The following is a 16,689-nucleotide window of genomic DNA, read 5'->3' on the forward strand; positions in this document are numbered from 1 at the left end:
ACGCTGTTGAGTTCTCAAGGAACGGAAGCTTCCTTCAGACCGTTTCACCGGCCCTCCGGGCTTTCCCTTCGTCGTGTCTCCGACTTTAGCAGAAGCTATTCGGTCGGAATTACCAACCCCGTTCCGAGCACACACGTTTCCGTGGGTCTCGTCGAGGCGGTTGTGCCAACGTACTGGAGCGGGCCCCCGGATGCAAATCCGGGGGCCCGCTCATGGTCCAGTGGTTGACGAGGCGTCAGACCTCAACCACCACAGGGAGGATCATCGGTCGCCGACGGTAGGTGTCGGAGACCCATTTGCCGACCGAGCGGCGGATGAGCTGCTGGATCTGGCGTGCTTCCATCACCCCGTCGGAGGCCGAACGGGACAGCCCCTCCTCGATCTTGGGGATGACGGCGGCGAATGCGTCGTCCTCGATGCCCGAACCGCGGGCATGGATGTTCGGGCCACCGACGATCTTGCCGGTGGTCGAGTCGACCACCACGAAGACCGAGACGATGCCTTCTTCCCCGAGGATGCGGCGGTCCTTCAGCGACGACTCCGTGATGTCGCCGACGGAGAGACCGTCGACGTACACGTAACCGGCCTGAACCTTGCCCGCGATTTTGGCGACGCCGTCGATGAGGTCGACGACCACGCCGTCCTCCGCGATGACGCAGCGGTTCTTGGGGATGCCGGTGAGCTGGCCGAGATCGGCGTTGGCGCGCAGGTGTCGCCATTCGCCGTGGATCGGCATCAGATTGCGCGGCTTGCAGATGTTGTAGAAGTACAGCAGTTCGCCGGCCGAGGCGTGGCCGGAGACGTGGACCTTGGCGTTGCCCTTGTGGACAACGTTGGCACCCCATCGGGTGAGGCCGTTGATCACGCGGTAGACCGCGTTCTCGTTGCCCGGGATGAGGGAGGACGCGAGGATGACGGTGTCGCCCTCGACGATCCGGATCTGGTGGTCGCGGTTCGCCATCCGGGACAGGGCGGCCATGGGCTCGCCCTGGGAGCCGGTGCAGACGAGGACGACCTTCTCGTCGGGCAGGTCGTCGAGGACCTTGACGTCCACGACGAGACCGCTGGGCACCTTGAGGTAGCCCAGGTCGCGGGCGATGCCCATGTTCCTGACCATCGAGCGGCCGACGAAGGCCACCTTGCGGCCGCGTTCGTGCGCGGCGTCCAGGACCTGCTGGATGCGGTGGACGTGGCTGGCGAAGCTCGCCACGATGATCCGCTTGTCCGCCTTGGCGAAGGTCTGCCTGAGCACCTGCGAGATGTCCCGCTCGGGTGCGACGAAGCCGGGGACCTCGGCGTTGGTGGAGTCCGCGAGGAGCAGGTCGATGCCTTCCTCGCCGAGCCGCGCGAAGGTCGGCAGGTCGGTCAGGCGGCCGTCCAGCGGGAGCTGGTCCATCTTGAAGTCGCCCGTGACGACGACCATGCCCGCCGGAGTGCGGATGGCGACGGCCAGCGCGTCCGGGATGGAGTGGTTGACGGCGACGAATTCGCAGTCGAAGGGGCCGATGCGCTCGCGCTCGCCCTCCTTGACCTCCAGCACGTACGGCCGGATGCGGTGCTCCTGGAGCTTGGCCTCGATCAGGGCGAGGGTCAGCTTGGAGCCGATCAGCGGGATGTCGTCCTTCTCCCGCAGGAGGAAGGGGACGGCGCCGATGTGGTCCTCGTGGCCGTGGGTCAGGATCACGCCGACGACGTCGTCGAGGCGGTCCCTGATGGAGGTGAAGTCCGGCAGGATCAGATCGACGCCGGGCTGCTCTTCCTCGGGGAAGAGCACTCCGCAGTCGACGATCAGCAGCTTGCCGCCGAATTCGAAGACCGTCATATTGCGGCCGATTTCTCCGAGGCCGCCGAGCGGGGTGATCCGGAGGCCGCCGTCGGGCAGGGTCCGCGGGGGGCCGAGTTCGGGGTGCGGATGGCTCAAAAGTCTCTCCCTACCACGCGCGCCGCCGGACCCTCCTGGGTCGCGGCGCGCGTGACATCGTGTTTTCCGTGCGTATGCGGCAGTGCGCATCGTCGGCTGTGCGGTCTTTCGGCTGTGCGGTTGTGCAGTCGTTCGGTTGTGCGGTTGTGCGTGTTCGGACCTATTAAGTTGTGAAGTCTGTGGTCAGAGGTCTACCCCGCCTGCGGCGAGATCCCTCCTGAGCTGTTCGGTGGCGGCCTGGTCCAGCTCCACGAGGGGGAGCCGGAGGGGACCGGCGGGCAGTCCGCGCAGCGCGAGGGCGGTCTTGGTGGTGATGACGCCCTGGGCGCGGAACATGCCGGTGTAGACCGGCAGCAGTCGCTGGTGGATCTCGGCGGCCTTGGTGACGTCGCCGCTGGTGTACGCGTCGAGGAGTGCGCGCAGTTCGGCGGAGACCAGGTGGCCGACGACGGAGACGAAGCCGGCGGCGCCGATGGAGAGCAGCGGCAGATTGAGCATGTCGTCGCCCGAGTACCAGGCCAGGCCGCTGCGGGACATCGCCCAGCTCGCGGCGCCGAGGTCGCCCTTGGCGTCCTTGTTGGCGACGATCCGGGGGTGTTCGGCCAGCCGGACGATGGTCTCGGTGTCGATGGGGACGCCGCTGCGGCCGGGGATGTCGTAGAGCATGACGGGCAGCCCGGTGGCGTCGGCGATGGCGGTGAAGTGCCGGTACAGGCCCTCCTGCGGGGGCTTGTTGTAGTACGGCGTCACCGCGAGCAGGGCGTGGGCGCCGGCGCTCTCCGCCTGGCGGGCCAGTTCCGTGCTGTGCCGGGTGTCGTTGGTGCCGGCTCCGGCGACGACGAAGGCGCGGTCTCCGACGGCTTCCACGACGGCCCGTACGAGCCGGGCTTTCTCCGTGTCGCTCGTGGTGGGCGACTCCCCGGTCGTGCCGTTGACGACGAGACCGTCGTTCCCGGCGTCCACGAGGTGGGCGGCGAGCCGTTGCGCGCCGTCGAGATCGAGGGCGCCGTCCGCGGTGAACGGCGTGACCATTGCGGTCAGGACCCGCCCGAAGGGGGCCGTGGGGGTGGAGGTCGGAGCCATGGGTCCACGCTACTCGGTGTGTGTACGGGCATGCAGCCTCGGGACCTGCGCAAAGGACTCCGGCGGTGCCTGCTCGGGGGTTCAAGCAACGCCGGAGTCCGTTTCAGCAGCCTAGATGAACTTCACGAATGCCTGCAATCTGAACACTTCGGACATTTGACTGCGGTCGCGCCGATCGGTTCCGGCCGTTACGGTGCCACCCGGCCGTTCGCGTTGAACGCCGCGTGTGTCAGCGGCATCAGACCCGCCCACGCGGCCTCCATCCGCTCCCCCACCATCTCGATCTCCCGCTGCGGGAACGACGGCGTGGCCGCCAGTTCGTGCTGCGTCCGCAGCCCCAGGAAGTGCATCAGCGAGCGCGCGTTGCACGTCGCGTACATCGACGAGAACAACCCGACCGGCAGCGTCGCCCGCGCCACTTCCCTGGCCACCCCGGCCGCCAGCATCTCCTGGTACGCCGCGTACGAATGCGCGTACGACTCCTCCATCGCCCCCCGCACCGCCTCGTGCTGCTCCGCGGTGCCGTGCACGAACTCGTACTTCCCCGGCCGCCCCTGCTGCACCAGCTTCCGCTCGGGCCCCGGCACGTAGAACACCGGCTGCAACTCGCGGTAACGCCCGGACTCCTCGTTGTACGACCAGCCGACGCGGTGGCGCATGAACTCGCGGAAGACGAAGATCGGGGCGCTGATGAAGAAGGTCATGGAGTTGTGCTCGAAGGGGCTGCCGTGGCGGTCGCGCATCAGGTAGTTGATCAGGCCCTTGGAGCGCTCGGGGTCCTTGGTCAGCTCTTCGAGGGACTGCTCTCCGGCGGTGGAGACCCGGGCCGCCCACAGGACGTCGCCGTCAGAGGCGCTGTGCTTCACGAGGTCGACGGTCACGTCGTCGCGGAACTGGACGGGGACGGTGGTCCCGGTGGTGGTCTCGGTCGGCACCCGAGGTCCTTCCTGCTTGGCGGCTGTGCGGTTGAGCTGGTGTGCGGTTGAGCCGGTGTGCGGTCGGGCGGCTGTTCTGCCGTGCGGCGCCAGCCTATTCGCTCCGTATGACAGCGTTCGTCGGGCGGGCCAGGGCCGATCGGACGACCCGAGGTAGCCGCGGCGCCGCACGGCGGCTAGCCTCACCCGTCATAGCCCGCTCGTGCCGGAAGCTGCCGGAGACCCGAAGAGGATTCCCCGCGTGTCCCTCCCCCACAATTCCACCACCGCCTTCGTCGATGAGTTCACGCCCGGACGTGCGCTGCCGCACGCCGACCAGGACCGCTGGATGCGGCCCTACCGTCCAGGACCGTGGCGGGTCGCGACCGCGGCGCTGCTGCTGGTCTTCGCCTCGTACCTGCTGTTCGCCGCGCTGATCATGGTCGCCGCGGGAAGCGGGCAGGGCGGCGTCACGTGCCTGCTCTCGGCGTTCGTGATCATCGCGGTCACCCTGCGGCTGCTGCGCGTAGGTGTGTGGGTGAGCGGGAAGGGCCTGCGCCAGGTGGAGTTCTTCTCCACCTCGACGGTGTCGTGGAGCCAGGTGGTCTCGGTGCGCACGGCGCAGCAGCCCGTGCGGGTGCTGGGGCTGCCACGCAGTGTGCAGGGGCAGGCACTGGTGATCACCCGGCGCGGCGGCCGTCCGCTGCGGCCGATGCTGACCGACCACAACGCGGACTTCCTCGGCCGGGTCGAGGCGTTCGACCTCGCCGCCGACGCCATCGAGGGCTGGGCCGCCGAACTGCGCTGAGCCGCGCTCAGCTTCACCCTCCCGGGTGCACGGCCGGATGAATTCGACCGGGCACACCCGTATGAGGAGTCGCGCCCGGTCGCGGCCCGCCTAGACCCGCTCGCGCACCTCGCGCCCGTCGTGCAGCGCGATGGCCCGCTGCATCGCCTTGCGGGCCCGCGGGGTGTCGCGTGCGTCGAAGTACGCGACGGCGAGCCGGAACCAGTTGCGCCAGTCGTCCGGCGCGGCCTCCGTCTCCGCCTGCCGCTTGGCGAACACCGCGTCGGCCGAGTCGCGGTCGATCCGGCCGCTGGGCGTACGGACCAGTTCGTCCACGGGCAGGCCGCCCTCGGCCTCCAGTTCGCGGCCGAGCCGTCCGGCGTGGCGGGCGAACTGGGTGGTGTGCCAGAGGAACCAGGCGCCGATCAGCGGCAGGACGAGCACGGCGACGCCGAAGACGACGGTGACCGGGCGGCCGTCCGCGATGAGCAGCACCCCGCGGTCGCCGACCAGCACGAAGTAGAAGACCAGCACGACCGCGGACACGGCGTAGCTGAGTTTGGCGCGCATTTCGGTTTCCGTCCTCCGGTTCGGTCCTCCGCGTCAGCCCTCGTCCGGCTGAAGCGCGCGGTGGTCGTCCGAGAGGAAGTGTTCCAGGCCGAAGGTGAGGCCGGGGACACCGGGCACGGTACGGGCCGCGAGCAGGATGCCCGGCATGAAGCTGCTGTGGTGCAGCGAGTCGTGCCGGATGGTGAGGGTCTCGCCGGTGTCGCCGAAGAGCACTTCCTGGTGCGCGAGCAGGCCGCGCAGCCGTACCGAGTGCACCGGGACGCCGTCGACGTCCGCGCCGCGGGCGCCGTCCAGGGCGTGGGTGGTGGGGTCCTCCTGCGGGGCGCGGCCCGCCTCCGCGCGGGCGGCGGCGATGAGCTGCGCGGTACGGGTGGCGGTGCCGCTGGGGGCGTCCGCCTTCCGGTTGTGGTGCAGCTCGATGACCTCGACGCTCTCGAACCAGCGGGCGGCCTGCTGGGCGAAGCGCATGGTGAGGACGGCGCCGATGGAGAAGTTCGGCGCGATGAGCACCCCGGTGGCGGGCGAGGCGGCGAGCCGGCCGCGCAGGGTGTCGAGCCGCTGCGGGGTCCAGCCGGTGGTGCCGACCACCGCGTGGATGCCGTGGCCGACGCAGAACTCCAGATTGCCCATGACGGCGTCGGGGTGCGTCAGGTCGACGGCGACCTGCGTACCGGACTCGGTCAGTGTCTCCAGCCGGTCGTCGCGGTCGATCGCCGCGACGAGGTCGAGGTCGTCGGCCGCCTCGACCGCGCGTGCCGCCTCTGATCCGATCCGGCCCTTGGCGCCGATGACGGCCACACGGAGCTTGCTCATCGTTGTCCTGTCCTCGTCCTTCGCATCTCACATCGGTTGACGGCACGCGCGCCGCGGCTCCCGCGAGCCGGTCCGCTACGCGAGCGCCTCGCGCAGGCGCGCGCTCTGCTTCTCCTTGAGCGGCCCTATGACGGCCAGCGACGGCCGCTGGCCCAGTACATCGCGGGCCACCGCGCGTACGTCGTCCGGGGTCACCGCGGCGATCCGGCCGAGCAGGTCGTCGACGGACAACTGCTCGCCCCAGCACAGCTCGCTCTTGCCGAGCCGGTTCATCAGCGCGCCGGTGTCCTCGAGACCGAGCACCGTGGAGCCGGAGAGCTGGCCGATCGCGCGGCCGATCTCCTCGTCGGTCAGGCCGTGTTCCGCGACCTGGTGCAGCTCGTCCCGGCAGATCTTGAGCACTTCCGGCACCCGGCGCGGCTGGCAGCCCGCGTAGACACCGAAGAGGCCGCAGTCCGCGAAGGACGAGGTGTAGGAGTACACCGAGTAGGCCAGGCCGCGCTTCTCGCGCACTTCCTGGAAGAGCCGGGAGCTCATGCCGCCGCCGAGCGCGGTGTTGAGCACGCTGAGCGCCCAGCGCCGGTCGTCGTTGCGCGACAGGCCGGGCATGCCGAGGACGACATGGGCCTGCTCGGTGCGCCGGTCGAGCAGTTCGAGGTGGCCCGCGGCGCGGAGCGTACGGCTGCCGGAGCGCGGCGCCATCGGGACGGCGTCCGTGTCGTGCAGGGCGCCCGCGTTCTCGAAGGCGCGGCGGACCTGGCGGACGACGGCCGCGTGGTCGACGTTGCCCGCGGCGGCGACGACGAGCCGCGTGGGGTCGTAGTGCCGCTTGTAGAAGCGGGCGACCTGGTCGCGGGTGAGCGCGTTGATGGTCTCGACGGTGCCGAGGACGGGGCGGCCGAGCGGGGTGTCGCCGAGCATCGCGGTGGTGAACAGGTCGTGCACCTGGTCACCGGGGTCGTCCTCGGTCATCGCGATCTCCTCCAGGATGACGCCGCGTTCGGCGTCGATGTCCTCCTGGCGGATCAGCGACCCGGTGAGCATGTCGCAGACCACGTCGATGGCCAGCGGCAGATCGGTGTCGAGCACCCGCGCGTAGTAGCAGGTGTACTCCTTGGACGTGAAGGCGTTCATCTCGCCGCCGACCGCGTCCACGGCCGCGGAGATGTCCAGTGCGCTGCGGCGCTCCGTGCCCTTGAAGAGCAGGTGCTCCAGGTAGTGGGTGGCGCCGTTGAGCACCGGGGTCTCGTCGCGGGAGCCGACGGCCGCCCAGATGCCGAAGGTGGCGGAACGGACGGTGGGCAGCGTCTCGGTGACGACGCGCAGCCCGCCGGGCAGGACGCTGCGCCGTACGGTGCCGATGCCGTCGGTGCCCGGGAGGAGGGTCCGCGTGCGGACGGCCCGCCCCTTGGTGGAGGGGCGGGCCGTCACTGCGGTGGAGCGGGTCGTCACTTCTCCGACTCGTCCTTCGCGTCCTCGGCGTCGTCTTCGCCCTCGATGACCGGGATCAGCGAGAGCTTGCCGCGCTGGTCGATCTCGGCGATCTCGACCTGCACCTTGGCGCCCACACCGAGAACGTCCTCGACGTTCTCGACGCGCTTGCCGCCGGCGAGCTTACGGATCTGCGAGATGTGCAGCAGGCCGTCCTTGCCGGGCATCAGCGAGACGAACGCGCCGAAGGTGGTCGTCTTCACGACCGTGCCCAGGTAGCGCTCGCCGACCTCGGGCATCGTCGGGTTGGCGATCTGGTTGATCACCGCGCGGGCCGCCTCGGCCTGCGAGCCCTCGGTGGCGCCGATCAGCACGGTGCCGTCGTCCTCGATGGAGATGTCGGCGCCGGTGTCCTCCTGGATCTGGTTGATCATCTTGCCCTTGGGGCCGATGACCTCGCCGATCTTGTCCACGGGGATCTTGATGCTGATGATCCGCGGGGCGTTGGGGGACATCTCGTCCGGGACGTCGATGGCCTCGTTCATCACATCGAGGATGTGGAGGCGGGCGTCACGGGCCTGCTTCAGCGCGGCGGCCAGCACGGAGGCGGGGATGCCGTCGAGCTTGGTGTCGAGCTGGAGCGCGGTCACGAAGTTCTTCGTGCCGGCGACCTTGAAGTCCATGTCGCCGAACGCGTCCTCGGCGCCGAGGATGTCGGTGAGCGCCACGTAGTGCGTCTCGCCGTCGATCTCCTGCGAGATCAGGCCCATGGCGATACCGGCGACGGGGGCCTTGAGCGGCACACCGGCGTTCAGCAGCGACATGGTGGAGGCGCAGACCGAGCCCATCGACGTGGAGCCGTTGGAGCCGAGCGCCTCGGAGACCTGACGGATCGCGTAGGGGAACTCCTCGCGGGTCGGCAGGACCGGGATCAGGGCGCGCTCGGCGAGCGCACCGTGGCCGATCTCGCGGCGCTTGGGCGAGCCCACGCGGCCGGTCTCGCCGACCGAGTACGGCGGGAAGTTGTAGTTGTGCATGTAGCGCTTGCGGGTCTCGGGCGCCAGGGTGTCGAGCTGCTGCTCCATGCGGAGCATGTTGAGGGTGGTGACGCCCAGGATCTGGGTCTCGCCACGCTCGAACAGCGCGGAGCCGTGCACGCGCGGGATGGCCTCGACCTCGGCGGCCAGCGTACGGATGTCCGTGACGCCGCGGCCGTCGATGCGGACCTTGTCCTTGATGACGCGCTGGCGGACCAGCTTCTTGGTCAGCGAGCGGTACGCGGCGGAGATCTCCTTCTCGCGACCCTCGAACTGCGGGAGGAGCTTCTCGGCGGCCAGACCCTTGACGCGGTCCAGCTCGGCCTCACGGGCCTGCTTGCCGGGGATGGTGAGCGCCTGGGCCAGCTCGCCGGTGACGGCGGACTCCAGGGCCTCGAACACGTCCTCCTGGTAGTCCAGGAAGATCGGGAACTCGCCGGTGGGCTTGGCGGCCTTGGCGGCCAGCTCGGACTGCGCCTTGCAGAGCGTCCGGATGAACGGCTTGGCGGCTTCGAGGCCCGCGGCCACGATCTCCTCGGTCGGCGCCTCGGCGCCGCCCGCGACGAGCTGGATCGTCTTGGCGGTGGCCTCGGCCTCCACCATCATGATCGCGACATCGCCGTCCTCGAGGGTGCGGCCCGCGACGACCATGTCGAAGACGGCGTCCTCGAGCTCGCTGTGGGTCGGGAACGCGACCCACTGGCCCTTGATGAGGGCGACGCGGACGCCGCCGATCGGGCCGGAGAAGGGCAGGCCCGCGAGCTGCGTGGAGCAGGAGGCGGCGTTGATCGCGACCACGTCGTACAGGTGGTCGGGGTTGAGCGCCATGACCGTGCAGACGACCTGGATCTCGTTGCGCAGGCCCTTGACGAAGGACGGGCGCAGCGGGCGGTCGATCAGCCGGCAGGTGAGGATCGCGTCCTCGGAGGGGCGGCCCTCGCGGCGGAAGAAGGAACCGGGGATCCGGCCGGCCGCGTACATGCGCTCCTCGACGTCCACCGTGAGGGGGAAGAAGTCGAAGTGCTCCTTGGGCTGCTTCGAGGCGCTGGTGGCCGACAGCACCATGGTGTCGTCGTCCAGGTAGGCCACGGCGGAGCCGGCGGCCTGACGGGCCAGGCGGCCCGTCTCGAAGCGGATGGTGCGGGTGCCGAACGTGCCGTTGTCGATAACGGCTTCGGCGTAGTGGGTCTCGTTCTCCACTATGGGGATTCTCCTCGTCCATGCCCGCAGGGCGTTTCCCTGGCGGGCCATCGGTGGAGGGGCGTCCTGTTACCGGTGCCGGTCTTCGATCGAAGCCTCCGGGGCGTGTGTCTTCCGGAGGCCACTACCGAGGACCGGCTGTTCGGCGATCAGGAGGACGCTCCTCCTCATACTTGATAACCATTGCACCAGATGACGGAGACATCACGCACTTCATGTGCGCGCTTCGTCGCTCGGCGCGTATATGGCCACTACGGCGATGCTTCGCCGTACACGGCGCGTATCGCGTATACGGCAAAGGGGGAGCGGCCCCGACTCGCGGGTACCGCTCCCCCTCCACGGCGTCTTAGCGAACGCCCGCGGCGCCGGCACGGATGCCGAGGCGCTCGCGGAGCTCACGGAAGCGCGTGATGTCCTTCTTGGCCAGGTACTGCAGCAGACGGCGGCGCTGGCCGACCAGGATCAGCAGACCACGACGCGAGTGGTGGTCGTGCTTGTGGGTCTTGAGGTGCTCGGTCAGGTCCGAGATACGGCGCGAGAGCAGAGCGACCTGGACCTCGGGGGAGCCCGTGTCGCCCTCCTTGGTACCGAACTCGGCGATGATCTGCTTCTTCGTCTCGACGTCGAGCGACATACGGACTCCTCAGGTATCAGTGGCCTCCGAGCGCCCCCGGTATTCATCGCGGGGGATGCTTCGTTGACTCGCGAGGCGCGGGATCACGGGGTGTGTACACACACGTGACCGTCACCCAGAGTACCAGCCCGCGGCGGTCCGCTTACCCGCGGGTCATCTCCGGGCGCGGGCGGGGACGCCGCCCGGCGCGTGAGGGTGGTGTGCGAGGGGCACTGACCCATGAGGGCGGGCCTGACATCGGAAGGCTACCGACGATTAGTCTTGCCCCTGACGGGGAGGGGGATCGGACATGGGATGCGTGGGTATGCGCGCAGCGGTGCGGTCCCGCGACGGTGTCCCGCGCCGACGAGCGGCTTTTTACGGGCCGGACTCGTCGCGGGGACACGGTGAAGCAGCAGACCAGGAGGCATTGTGAGCAGCGATCGGGACGACAGCCGCGTGGGCGGGGCCGGCCCTGTCGAGGACCGGGGCGACGCCGACTACACGGGTGAGTTCAGCCTGGGCGACGCGGCGCCCGCCTGGTACATGGGGGACGCGGGCGGCTCCGCGGACGCCGACGACGCCGACGAGGCGGCGGACAGCGGCTCGGATTCCGGCGCTGGCGCCGATTCCGGTTCCGTTCCTGTCACGGATTCGGGGTCCTTCACGGGCTCGGGCCCGCAGACGGGCGCGCGGTCGGACCGGCGCTCGGATACGGGTGCCGCAGGTTCCTCCCCTGCTTCTGTTCCCGGCTCCGAGCCGGGGGCGGGGCTGACGGGTGACGCGGCGGGTTCGTCGGAGTCGTCGGAGTCGTCGTGGTCCGCCGCCGCCGTGCCGTCGCTGCCCCTGCCCACGCCCGGCCCTTCGGCGTCGGCGGCCGAACCGTCCTGGTCGGCCGCGGCCGTACCGTCGATCCCGGTTCCGCGCGCCGCGTCGGCCGAGTCGGCGGGCGAGCCCGCGCGCGCGTCGGCGGGCACGGACCGTTCGGACGGCTCGGACCGCTCGGAAGGTGCGGCGCAGCGGGAGCCCGAGTCCGCGCCTGCGGCGGAGGCCGCGGCCACGTCGGAGCCGGAGCCGGTACGGGCTTCCGCGTCGGGGTCCGGTACGCCCGGTGGTTCGGGATTCCCCGCTTTCGGGGGCCGCGAGGACGGCGCGCCCGACGCCACGGTGCGCTTCTCCGCCGCCGCGTTGCGGCGGGAGGTGGAGGAGCGCGAGGCCGGCAAGCGGAAGCCGCCGGAGCCGGCCGTCTCCTCTCCTACGTCCTCTTCTACGTCTTCTACGTCCTCGTCCGCCGCCGATGACGAGCCTGCGGAGGCCAAGGCCGCCGCGCCCGCGCCCGCTGCCCCTGCCGCTGCCGCTGCCGCTGCCGCGAAGCCGTCGGCACCGTCGGAGCCCGAGGCCGAGGAGGCCCCGGCCGCGCCTCGTGCCCCGGTCTGGGTGCCGCTGCCCGGCGCGGCGGACGCCCTCCCGTGGGCGCCCGGCGCACCGCGCGGCCCCGTACCGCCGCTCCCCCCGGACTTCGAGCGCGCGGAGCCCTCGCACCCCGCCCCGGACAGCTCCCCGGCCGCCCCGCGACAGGGGTACGGTTTCCCGCCCGCCGCCGACGCACCGGCCGCACCCCTGCACCCCAGCGGCCCCAACCCGCCCGCACCTCAACAGGATTACGGCAATCCCCCGGCGGCCAACGCTCCGGCGGCACCTCCGGCCGCCCCCTTGCACCCCGGCGGCCCCAACCCGCCCGCACCCCAACAGGGCTACGGCTTCCCCCCGGCAGCCGACGCCCCCGCCGCACCACCGGCAGCGCCGCTGCACCCCGGCGGCCCCAACCCGCCCGCACCCCAACACGGTTACGGCTTCCCCCCGCCGACCGCCGAGCCCGCCGCACCACCGGCCGCACCACTGCACCCCGGCGGCCCCAACCCGCCCGCACCCCAACAGGGTTACGGCTTCCCCCCGCCGACCGCCGAGCCCGCGCGGCAGGGGAACGCGGGTCCTGCGGCGGCGCCGCCGTTGCACAGCTTCCCGCCGCCGACCGGGCAGCCGGTGAATCTCCCTGCCCGTCAGGAGCCCCCGGCCGCCGGGCAGCCGGGCCCGGTCCAGCAGCCGGGCCAGCCCGTGCCGCCGACCGGCTACGCGCAGCCGCAGCCGCAGCCCCACCCGCAGTCGCAGCCTCAGCCTCAAGCGCAGCCGCCCGCGCCGGTCGCGGGGACGCCGGACGCGCCGCAGGGCCAGGGGTACGGCTTCCCGCCGCCCGCGGCGCCGCACGCCCCGGTCCCGGCACCCGCTCAGGTCCAGCCGCAGCGGGCACCGGAACCGCAGGACGCGGTGCCCGAGCCGAACGACGCGGTGCCGCAGGACACCCCGGAGCGGAATCTGCCCGCGCCGACCGGCTTCGGAGCGCCGCCGCAGGGCGGGCCGCAGCCGTACACGGCGGGCCCCGTACCGTCGGGACTGCCGCACGAGCCGGTGGCGCCGCAGCAGGGCGCGGGTCCCGCGCAGGGCAGCGGTTACGGCTTCCCGCAGCACGCGCAGCCGGGCCAGGACCAGGCGGCACCGCTTCAGCCGCTGCCGCAGCAGGGCGGTTACGGCTTCCCGCAGCCGGGGCAGCCGCACCAGCCGCAGCAGCCCGCGCGGCCCGACCCGCAGGGTCAGCAGCAGGCCCCGCAGCCTCCGCAGCCGCAGCCGCAGGCACCGGCCGACCCGCGGATGGGCGGCTGGCCCACCGTCACGCCCGACCAGCGGCAGCCCACGACGCAGGGCGGCACGCCGCTCGGCTACACGGCGGCCGTGGAGCTGTCGTCGGACCGGCTGCTGCGCAATCCGCCGAAGGCGAAGCGCGCGGGCGCGAACGCGCAGCCGTCGCGGTTCAAGATCGGCGGCAAGAAGGAGGAGGCGGAGCGGCAGCGGAAGCTGGAGCTGATCCGTACGCCGGTGCTGTCGTGCTACCGGATCGCGGTGATCAGCCTCAAGGGCGGCGTGGGCAAGACGACCACGACGACCGCGCTGGGCTCGACGCTGGCCTCCGAGCGGCAGGACAAGATCCTGGCGATCGACGCCAACCCGGACGCGGGCACCCTCGGCCGCCGGGTGCGGCGCGAGACGGGGGCGACGATCCGCGACCTCGTACAGGCGATCCCGTACCTCAACAGCTATATGGACATCCGCCGGTTCACCTCGCAGGCGACGTCGGGGCTCGAGATCATCGCGAACGACGTGGACCCGGCCGTCTCGACGGCGTTCAGCGACGAGGACTACCGGCGGGCGATAGACGTGCTGGGCCGCCAGTACCCGGTGATCCTCACGGACTCCGGCACCGGTCTGCTGTACAGCGCGATGCGCGGAGTCCTCGACCTGGCCGACCAGTTGATCATCGTGTCGACGCCGTCGGTGGACGGCGCGTCCAGCGCGAGCACCACGTTGGACTGGCTGTCGGCGCACGGGTACGCGGAGTTGGTGTCGCGGAGCATCACGGTCATCTCGGGGGTCAGGGAGACCGGCAAGATGATCAAGGTCGACGACATCGTGGCGCACTTCCAGACCCGCTGCCGCGGTGTCCAGGTGGTGCCCTTCGACGAACACCTCGCCGCGGGCGCGGAGGTCGACCTCGACATGATGCGGCCCAAGACCCGCGAGGCGTACTTCAACCTGTCGGCGATGGTCGCGGAGGACTTCACGCGGGCCCAGCAGGCGCAGGGGCTGTGGACGGCCGACGGGGTCAACCCGCCGCCGCACCAGGCGCCGCCGATGCCGGTCCAGGGCGGCGGCCAGGCCGGTCCCGGCTACGGCCCCTACGCCGCTCCGCAGGGCGGTTTCCCCGCGCCGCCACCGCCGCAGCAGGGCGGTTACCCTCCGCCGCCGCAGCCCCAGCAACCGCAGCAGGGCGGCTATCCGGCACCGCAGCACGGCGGTTACCCGGCGCCGGGTCAGGCGGGACAGCCCGGCCAGCCCGGTGCGTACGGCGGTCCGCCGCAGGCGCCGCAGCCGTACCCGCCGGGCCAGCAGGCGGCGCCCGCGCCCTTCCAGCCGCAGTCGCCGCAGCCCCAGGCCCCGCAGCCGCAACAGGGGTGGCCGCAGCAGCCCGCGCCGCCGCAGGGCGAGCAGCCGTACGGCGGGCCGCCGCAGGATCCGCAGAACCCGCAGGCGCCGCAGCTCCCGCCGGGGTACGGCTACCCGCCGCCGCCCGCCCCGCAGTAGCCGGGGGCAGGCGGGCCCGCACGGGCGCACAGCGCGGACACAGGGGCCGCCACCACGCGTTGTCGCTGGTGGCGGCCCTTGTCGTCCCCGGCCGCAGCGGCGGCCGGGCGGCGCGTACAACAGTTGGTGTACGGGGCGTCCCCCCGGAGGCGCACGCGGGCGGGGCGGGAATCCGCCCGTGGACCGTCGCCGCGGCGGGCGCGGAGAACAAGGATGGAATCATCCCTTCCCGCTGACGCACCGCCGAGGACGATCCGATGATCGAAGCCCACGCCCTGACCAAACGGTACGGCGAGCGCACCGCCGTGTCCGACCTCAGTTTCACCGTCCGGCCCGGCGTGGTGACCGGATTCCTCGGCCCCAACGGCGCGGGGAAATCGACCACGATGCGGATGATCCTGGGCCTGGACGCGCCGACGTCGGGCGGTGTCACCGTCAACGGCAAGCAGTACGCGGAGCACCGCGCGCCGCTGCACGAGGTGGGCGCGATGCTGGAGGCGCGCGCCATCCACACCGGCAGGAGCGCGTACAACCACCTGTTGTCGCTGGCCGCCACCACGGGGATTCCGCGCCGCCGGGTGGACGAGGTGATCGACATCGTGGGTCTGGGCGAGGTGGCCCGCAAGCGGGTCGGCGGTTTCTCGCTCGGCATGGGGCAGCGCCTCGGCATCGCGAGCGCGCTGCTGGGCGACCCGGCGACGCTGGTGCTGGACGAGCCGGTCAACGGCCTGGACCCGGAGGGCATCCTCTGGATCCGCAATCTCCTCAAGGACCAGGCGGCGGAGGGCCGTACGGTCCTGCTCTCCTCCCACCTGATGTCCGAAATGGCGCTGACCGCCGAGCACTTGATCGTCATCGGGCGGGGGCGGCTGATCGCCGACACGTCGGTGGCGGAATTCGTGCGGGCCGCGGCGGGGACGTCGGTGCGGGTGCGGACCGACGAGGCGGAGCGGCTGCGGAAGCTGCTGGCGGGCCCCGATGTGTCGGTGGCGTCGGTGGAGCGCGGTGTGCTGGAGGTGACCGGGCTCAGCAGCGACCGGATCGGCCGGATCGCGGCCGACCAGGGCGTCGCGCTGGCCGAACTGACGCCGCAGCAGGCGTCGTTGGAAGAGGCGTTCATGGAACTGACCAGGGACGCCGTGGAGTACCAGGCACCGGCGCCCGTGCGCGAGCGGGAAGGACAGGCGGCATGAGCACTGCCACCATCGACAAGGCGCCGGAGACTCCCGGGGCGCGGCGGACCGCGCCGCGCGGCGAGGTCACCCTCGCCCGCGTGTTGCACTCCGAGTGGATCAAGCTGCGGACGCTGCGGTCCACCTTCTACACGCTGATCGCGGGCATGGTCGCGCTGATCGGTTTCGGCGCGCTGTTCTGCGCGGTCACCGCGAACCGCTGGCCGCACATGTCGCCGCACGAGCGGGCCGACTTCGAGCCCGCGCTGACCAGTCTGCGCGGCTTCTTCCTCGCGCAGCTCGCGGTCGGTGTGCTCGGTGTCCTGATGATCACCGGTGAGTACGCGACCGGCATGATCAGGGCGTCGCTGTCCGCGGTGCCGCGGCGGCTGCCGGTGCTGTGGGCGAAGGCCGGGCTGTACGCGGCGGTGACCTGGGTGGTGATGACGGCGGGCGCGCTGATCGCCTTCCTGGTCGGTCAGGCGCTGCTGTCCTCCCGGCACATCGGCACCTCGCTGAGCGACCCCGGCGTGACCCGGATGGTGCTGGGCGCGGGCCTGTACCTGACGGTCGTGGGACTGCTCGGCGTCGCGATAGGCGCCCTGGTCCGCAACACGGCGGGCGGTATCGCCACCGTCTTCGGCCTGCTGCTCGTCCTGCCGGTGCTCGCCGAGGCGCTGCCCACCTCGTGGGCCGACCACATCAACAAGTACCTGCCGAGCAACGCGGGACAGTCGCTGATCTCGCTGCACCAGGACGCCACGAGCCTCGCGCCCTGGACGGGGTTCCTGGTGTTCTGCCTCTACGCGGCGGTGGCGCTCGCGGGCGCGGCGGTGCTGCTCAAGCGGCGCGACGCGTGACGACGGCGTGACGAGGACGCGATGACGTACCCGCTGCCGTCCACCGCGACGGCACAGGACCCGGCTGCCCAGGGGAACGCCCCGCGGCAGCCGG

Annotated in this window: 12 protein-coding genes and 1 pseudogene; 5 read left to right on the forward strand and 8 right to left on the reverse strand. The window is 71.5% G+C overall.

Annotation, left to right across the window (positions count from 1 at the left end):
• Positions 1-235 precede the first annotated feature (235 nt).
• The 3 genes from ACIQCJ_RS06185 to thyX all read right to left on the reverse strand — a co-directional run bounded on the left by ACIQCJ_RS06185 (position 236) and on the right by thyX (position 3,939).
• A complete protein-coding gene (locus tag ACIQCJ_RS06185) occupies positions 236-1,921 on the reverse strand; it encodes a ribonuclease J (protein WP_355349837.1) in 1,686 nt (561 codons plus the stop codon).
• 183 nt (positions 1,922-2,104) lie between these two features.
• Positions 2,105-3,004 carry a 4-hydroxy-tetrahydrodipicolinate synthase gene (gene dapA / locus ACIQCJ_RS06190; protein WP_355349834.1) on the reverse strand — a complete coding sequence of 300 codons (900 nt, stop codon included), beginning with the start codon at positions 3,002-3,004 and terminating at the stop codon, positions 2,105-2,107.
• A gap of 188 nt (positions 3,005-3,192) precedes the next feature.
• Positions 3,193-3,939, reverse strand: a complete 747-nt coding sequence (thyX, locus tag ACIQCJ_RS06195) for an FAD-dependent thymidylate synthase (protein ID WP_355349831.1) — start codon at positions 3,937-3,939, stop codon at positions 3,193-3,195.
• Positions 3,940-4,180: 241 nt separating this feature from the next.
• Here thyX and ACIQCJ_RS06200 point away from each other — a divergent pair, with 241 nt between their 5' ends.
• The gene (locus tag ACIQCJ_RS06200) at positions 4,181-4,726 is read left to right on the forward strand and encodes a hypothetical protein (protein WP_355349828.1); all 546 of its coding nucleotides are present in this window, start codon (positions 4,181-4,183) and stop codon (positions 4,724-4,726) included.
• A gap of 90 nt (positions 4,727-4,816) precedes the next feature.
• Here ACIQCJ_RS06200 and ACIQCJ_RS06205 read toward each other — a convergent pair whose 3' ends face one another.
• From ACIQCJ_RS06205 to rpsO, 5 genes are all read right to left on the reverse strand, one after another.
• Entirely contained in the window at positions 4,817-5,275 is a 459-nt protein-coding gene (locus tag ACIQCJ_RS06205; protein ID WP_355349825.1) for a hypothetical protein, read from the reverse strand.
• A 33-nt stretch (positions 5,276-5,308) separates the two neighbouring features.
• A complete protein-coding gene (gene dapB / locus ACIQCJ_RS06210) occupies positions 5,309-6,088 on the reverse strand; it encodes a 4-hydroxy-tetrahydrodipicolinate reductase (RefSeq protein ID WP_355349822.1) in 780 nt (259 codons plus the stop codon).
• Positions 6,089-6,163: 75 nt separating this feature from the next.
• Positions 6,164-7,540 carry a M16 family metallopeptidase gene (locus ACIQCJ_RS06215; RefSeq protein WP_402710869.1) on the reverse strand — a complete coding sequence of 459 codons (1,377 nt, stop codon included), beginning with the start codon at positions 7,538-7,540 and terminating at the stop codon, positions 6,164-6,166.
• Complete coding sequence (locus ACIQCJ_RS06220; RefSeq protein WP_355349816.1) at positions 7,537-9,756, reverse strand: polyribonucleotide nucleotidyltransferase; 2,220 nt, start codon at positions 9,754-9,756, stop codon at positions 7,537-7,539. Before ACIQCJ_RS06220 ends, ACIQCJ_RS06215 begins: the two co-directional genes overlap by 4 nt.
• 346 nt (positions 9,757-10,102) lie before the next feature.
• The gene (gene rpsO, locus ACIQCJ_RS06225; RefSeq protein ID WP_033173003.1) at positions 10,103-10,390 is read right to left on the reverse strand and encodes a 30S ribosomal protein S15; all 288 of its coding nucleotides are present in this window, start codon (positions 10,388-10,390) and stop codon (positions 10,103-10,105) included.
• A 411-nt stretch (positions 10,391-10,801) separates the two neighbouring features.
• Here rpsO and ACIQCJ_RS06230 point away from each other — a divergent pair.
• From ACIQCJ_RS06230 to ACIQCJ_RS06245, 4 genes and pseudogenes are all read left to right on the forward strand, one after another.
• Positions 10,802-10,918: pseudogene (locus tag ACIQCJ_RS06230) on the forward strand (SCO5717 family growth-regulating ATPase); the annotation flags it as partial.
• A gap of 651 nt (positions 10,919-11,569) precedes the next feature.
• Positions 11,570-14,563 (forward strand): AAA family ATPase, encoded by a 2,994-nt coding sequence (locus tag ACIQCJ_RS06235; RefSeq protein WP_402711264.1) that lies wholly within the window; start codon positions 11,570-11,572, stop codon positions 14,561-14,563.
• Between the two features lie 257 nt (positions 14,564-14,820).
• Positions 14,821-15,756 (forward strand): ATP-binding cassette domain-containing protein, encoded by a 936-nt coding sequence (locus tag ACIQCJ_RS06240; RefSeq protein WP_391161405.1) that lies wholly within the window; start codon positions 14,821-14,823, stop codon positions 15,754-15,756.
• Positions 15,753-16,595 (forward strand): ABC transporter permease subunit, encoded by an 843-nt coding sequence (locus ACIQCJ_RS06245; RefSeq protein ID WP_391050295.1) that lies wholly within the window; start codon positions 15,753-15,755, stop codon positions 16,593-16,595. Before ACIQCJ_RS06240 ends, ACIQCJ_RS06245 begins: the two co-directional genes overlap by 4 nt.
• Positions 16,596-16,689: the final 94 nt, after the last annotated feature.

Source organism: Streptomyces sp. NPDC093221, assembly GCF_044753885.1.
In the GTDB taxonomy this organism is placed as follows: domain Bacteria; phylum Actinomycetota; class Actinomycetes; order Streptomycetales; family Streptomycetaceae; genus Actinacidiphila.

Coding starts and splice junctions, on each gene's coding strand:
- rpsO (WP_033173003.1), bottom strand. CDS start 10,390: ATGTCGCTCGACGTCGAGACGAAGAAGCAGATCATCGCCGAGTTCGGT.
- ACIQCJ_RS06245 (WP_391050295.1), top strand. CDS start 15,753: ATGAGCACTGCCACCATCGACAAGGCGCCGGAGACTCCCGGGGCGCGG.
- ACIQCJ_RS06240 (WP_391161405.1), top strand. CDS start 14,821: ATGATCGAAGCCCACGCCCTGACCAAACGGTACGGCGAGCGCACCGCC.
- dapA (WP_355349834.1), bottom strand. CDS start 3,004: ATGGCTCCGACCTCCACCCCCACGGCCCCCTTCGGGCGGGTCCTGACC.
- ACIQCJ_RS06205 (WP_355349825.1), bottom strand. CDS start 5,275: ATGCGCGCCAAACTCAGCTACGCCGTGTCCGCGGTCGTGCTGGTCTTC.
- dapB (WP_355349822.1), bottom strand. CDS start 6,088: ATGAGCAAGCTCCGTGTGGCCGTCATCGGCGCCAAGGGCCGGATCGGA.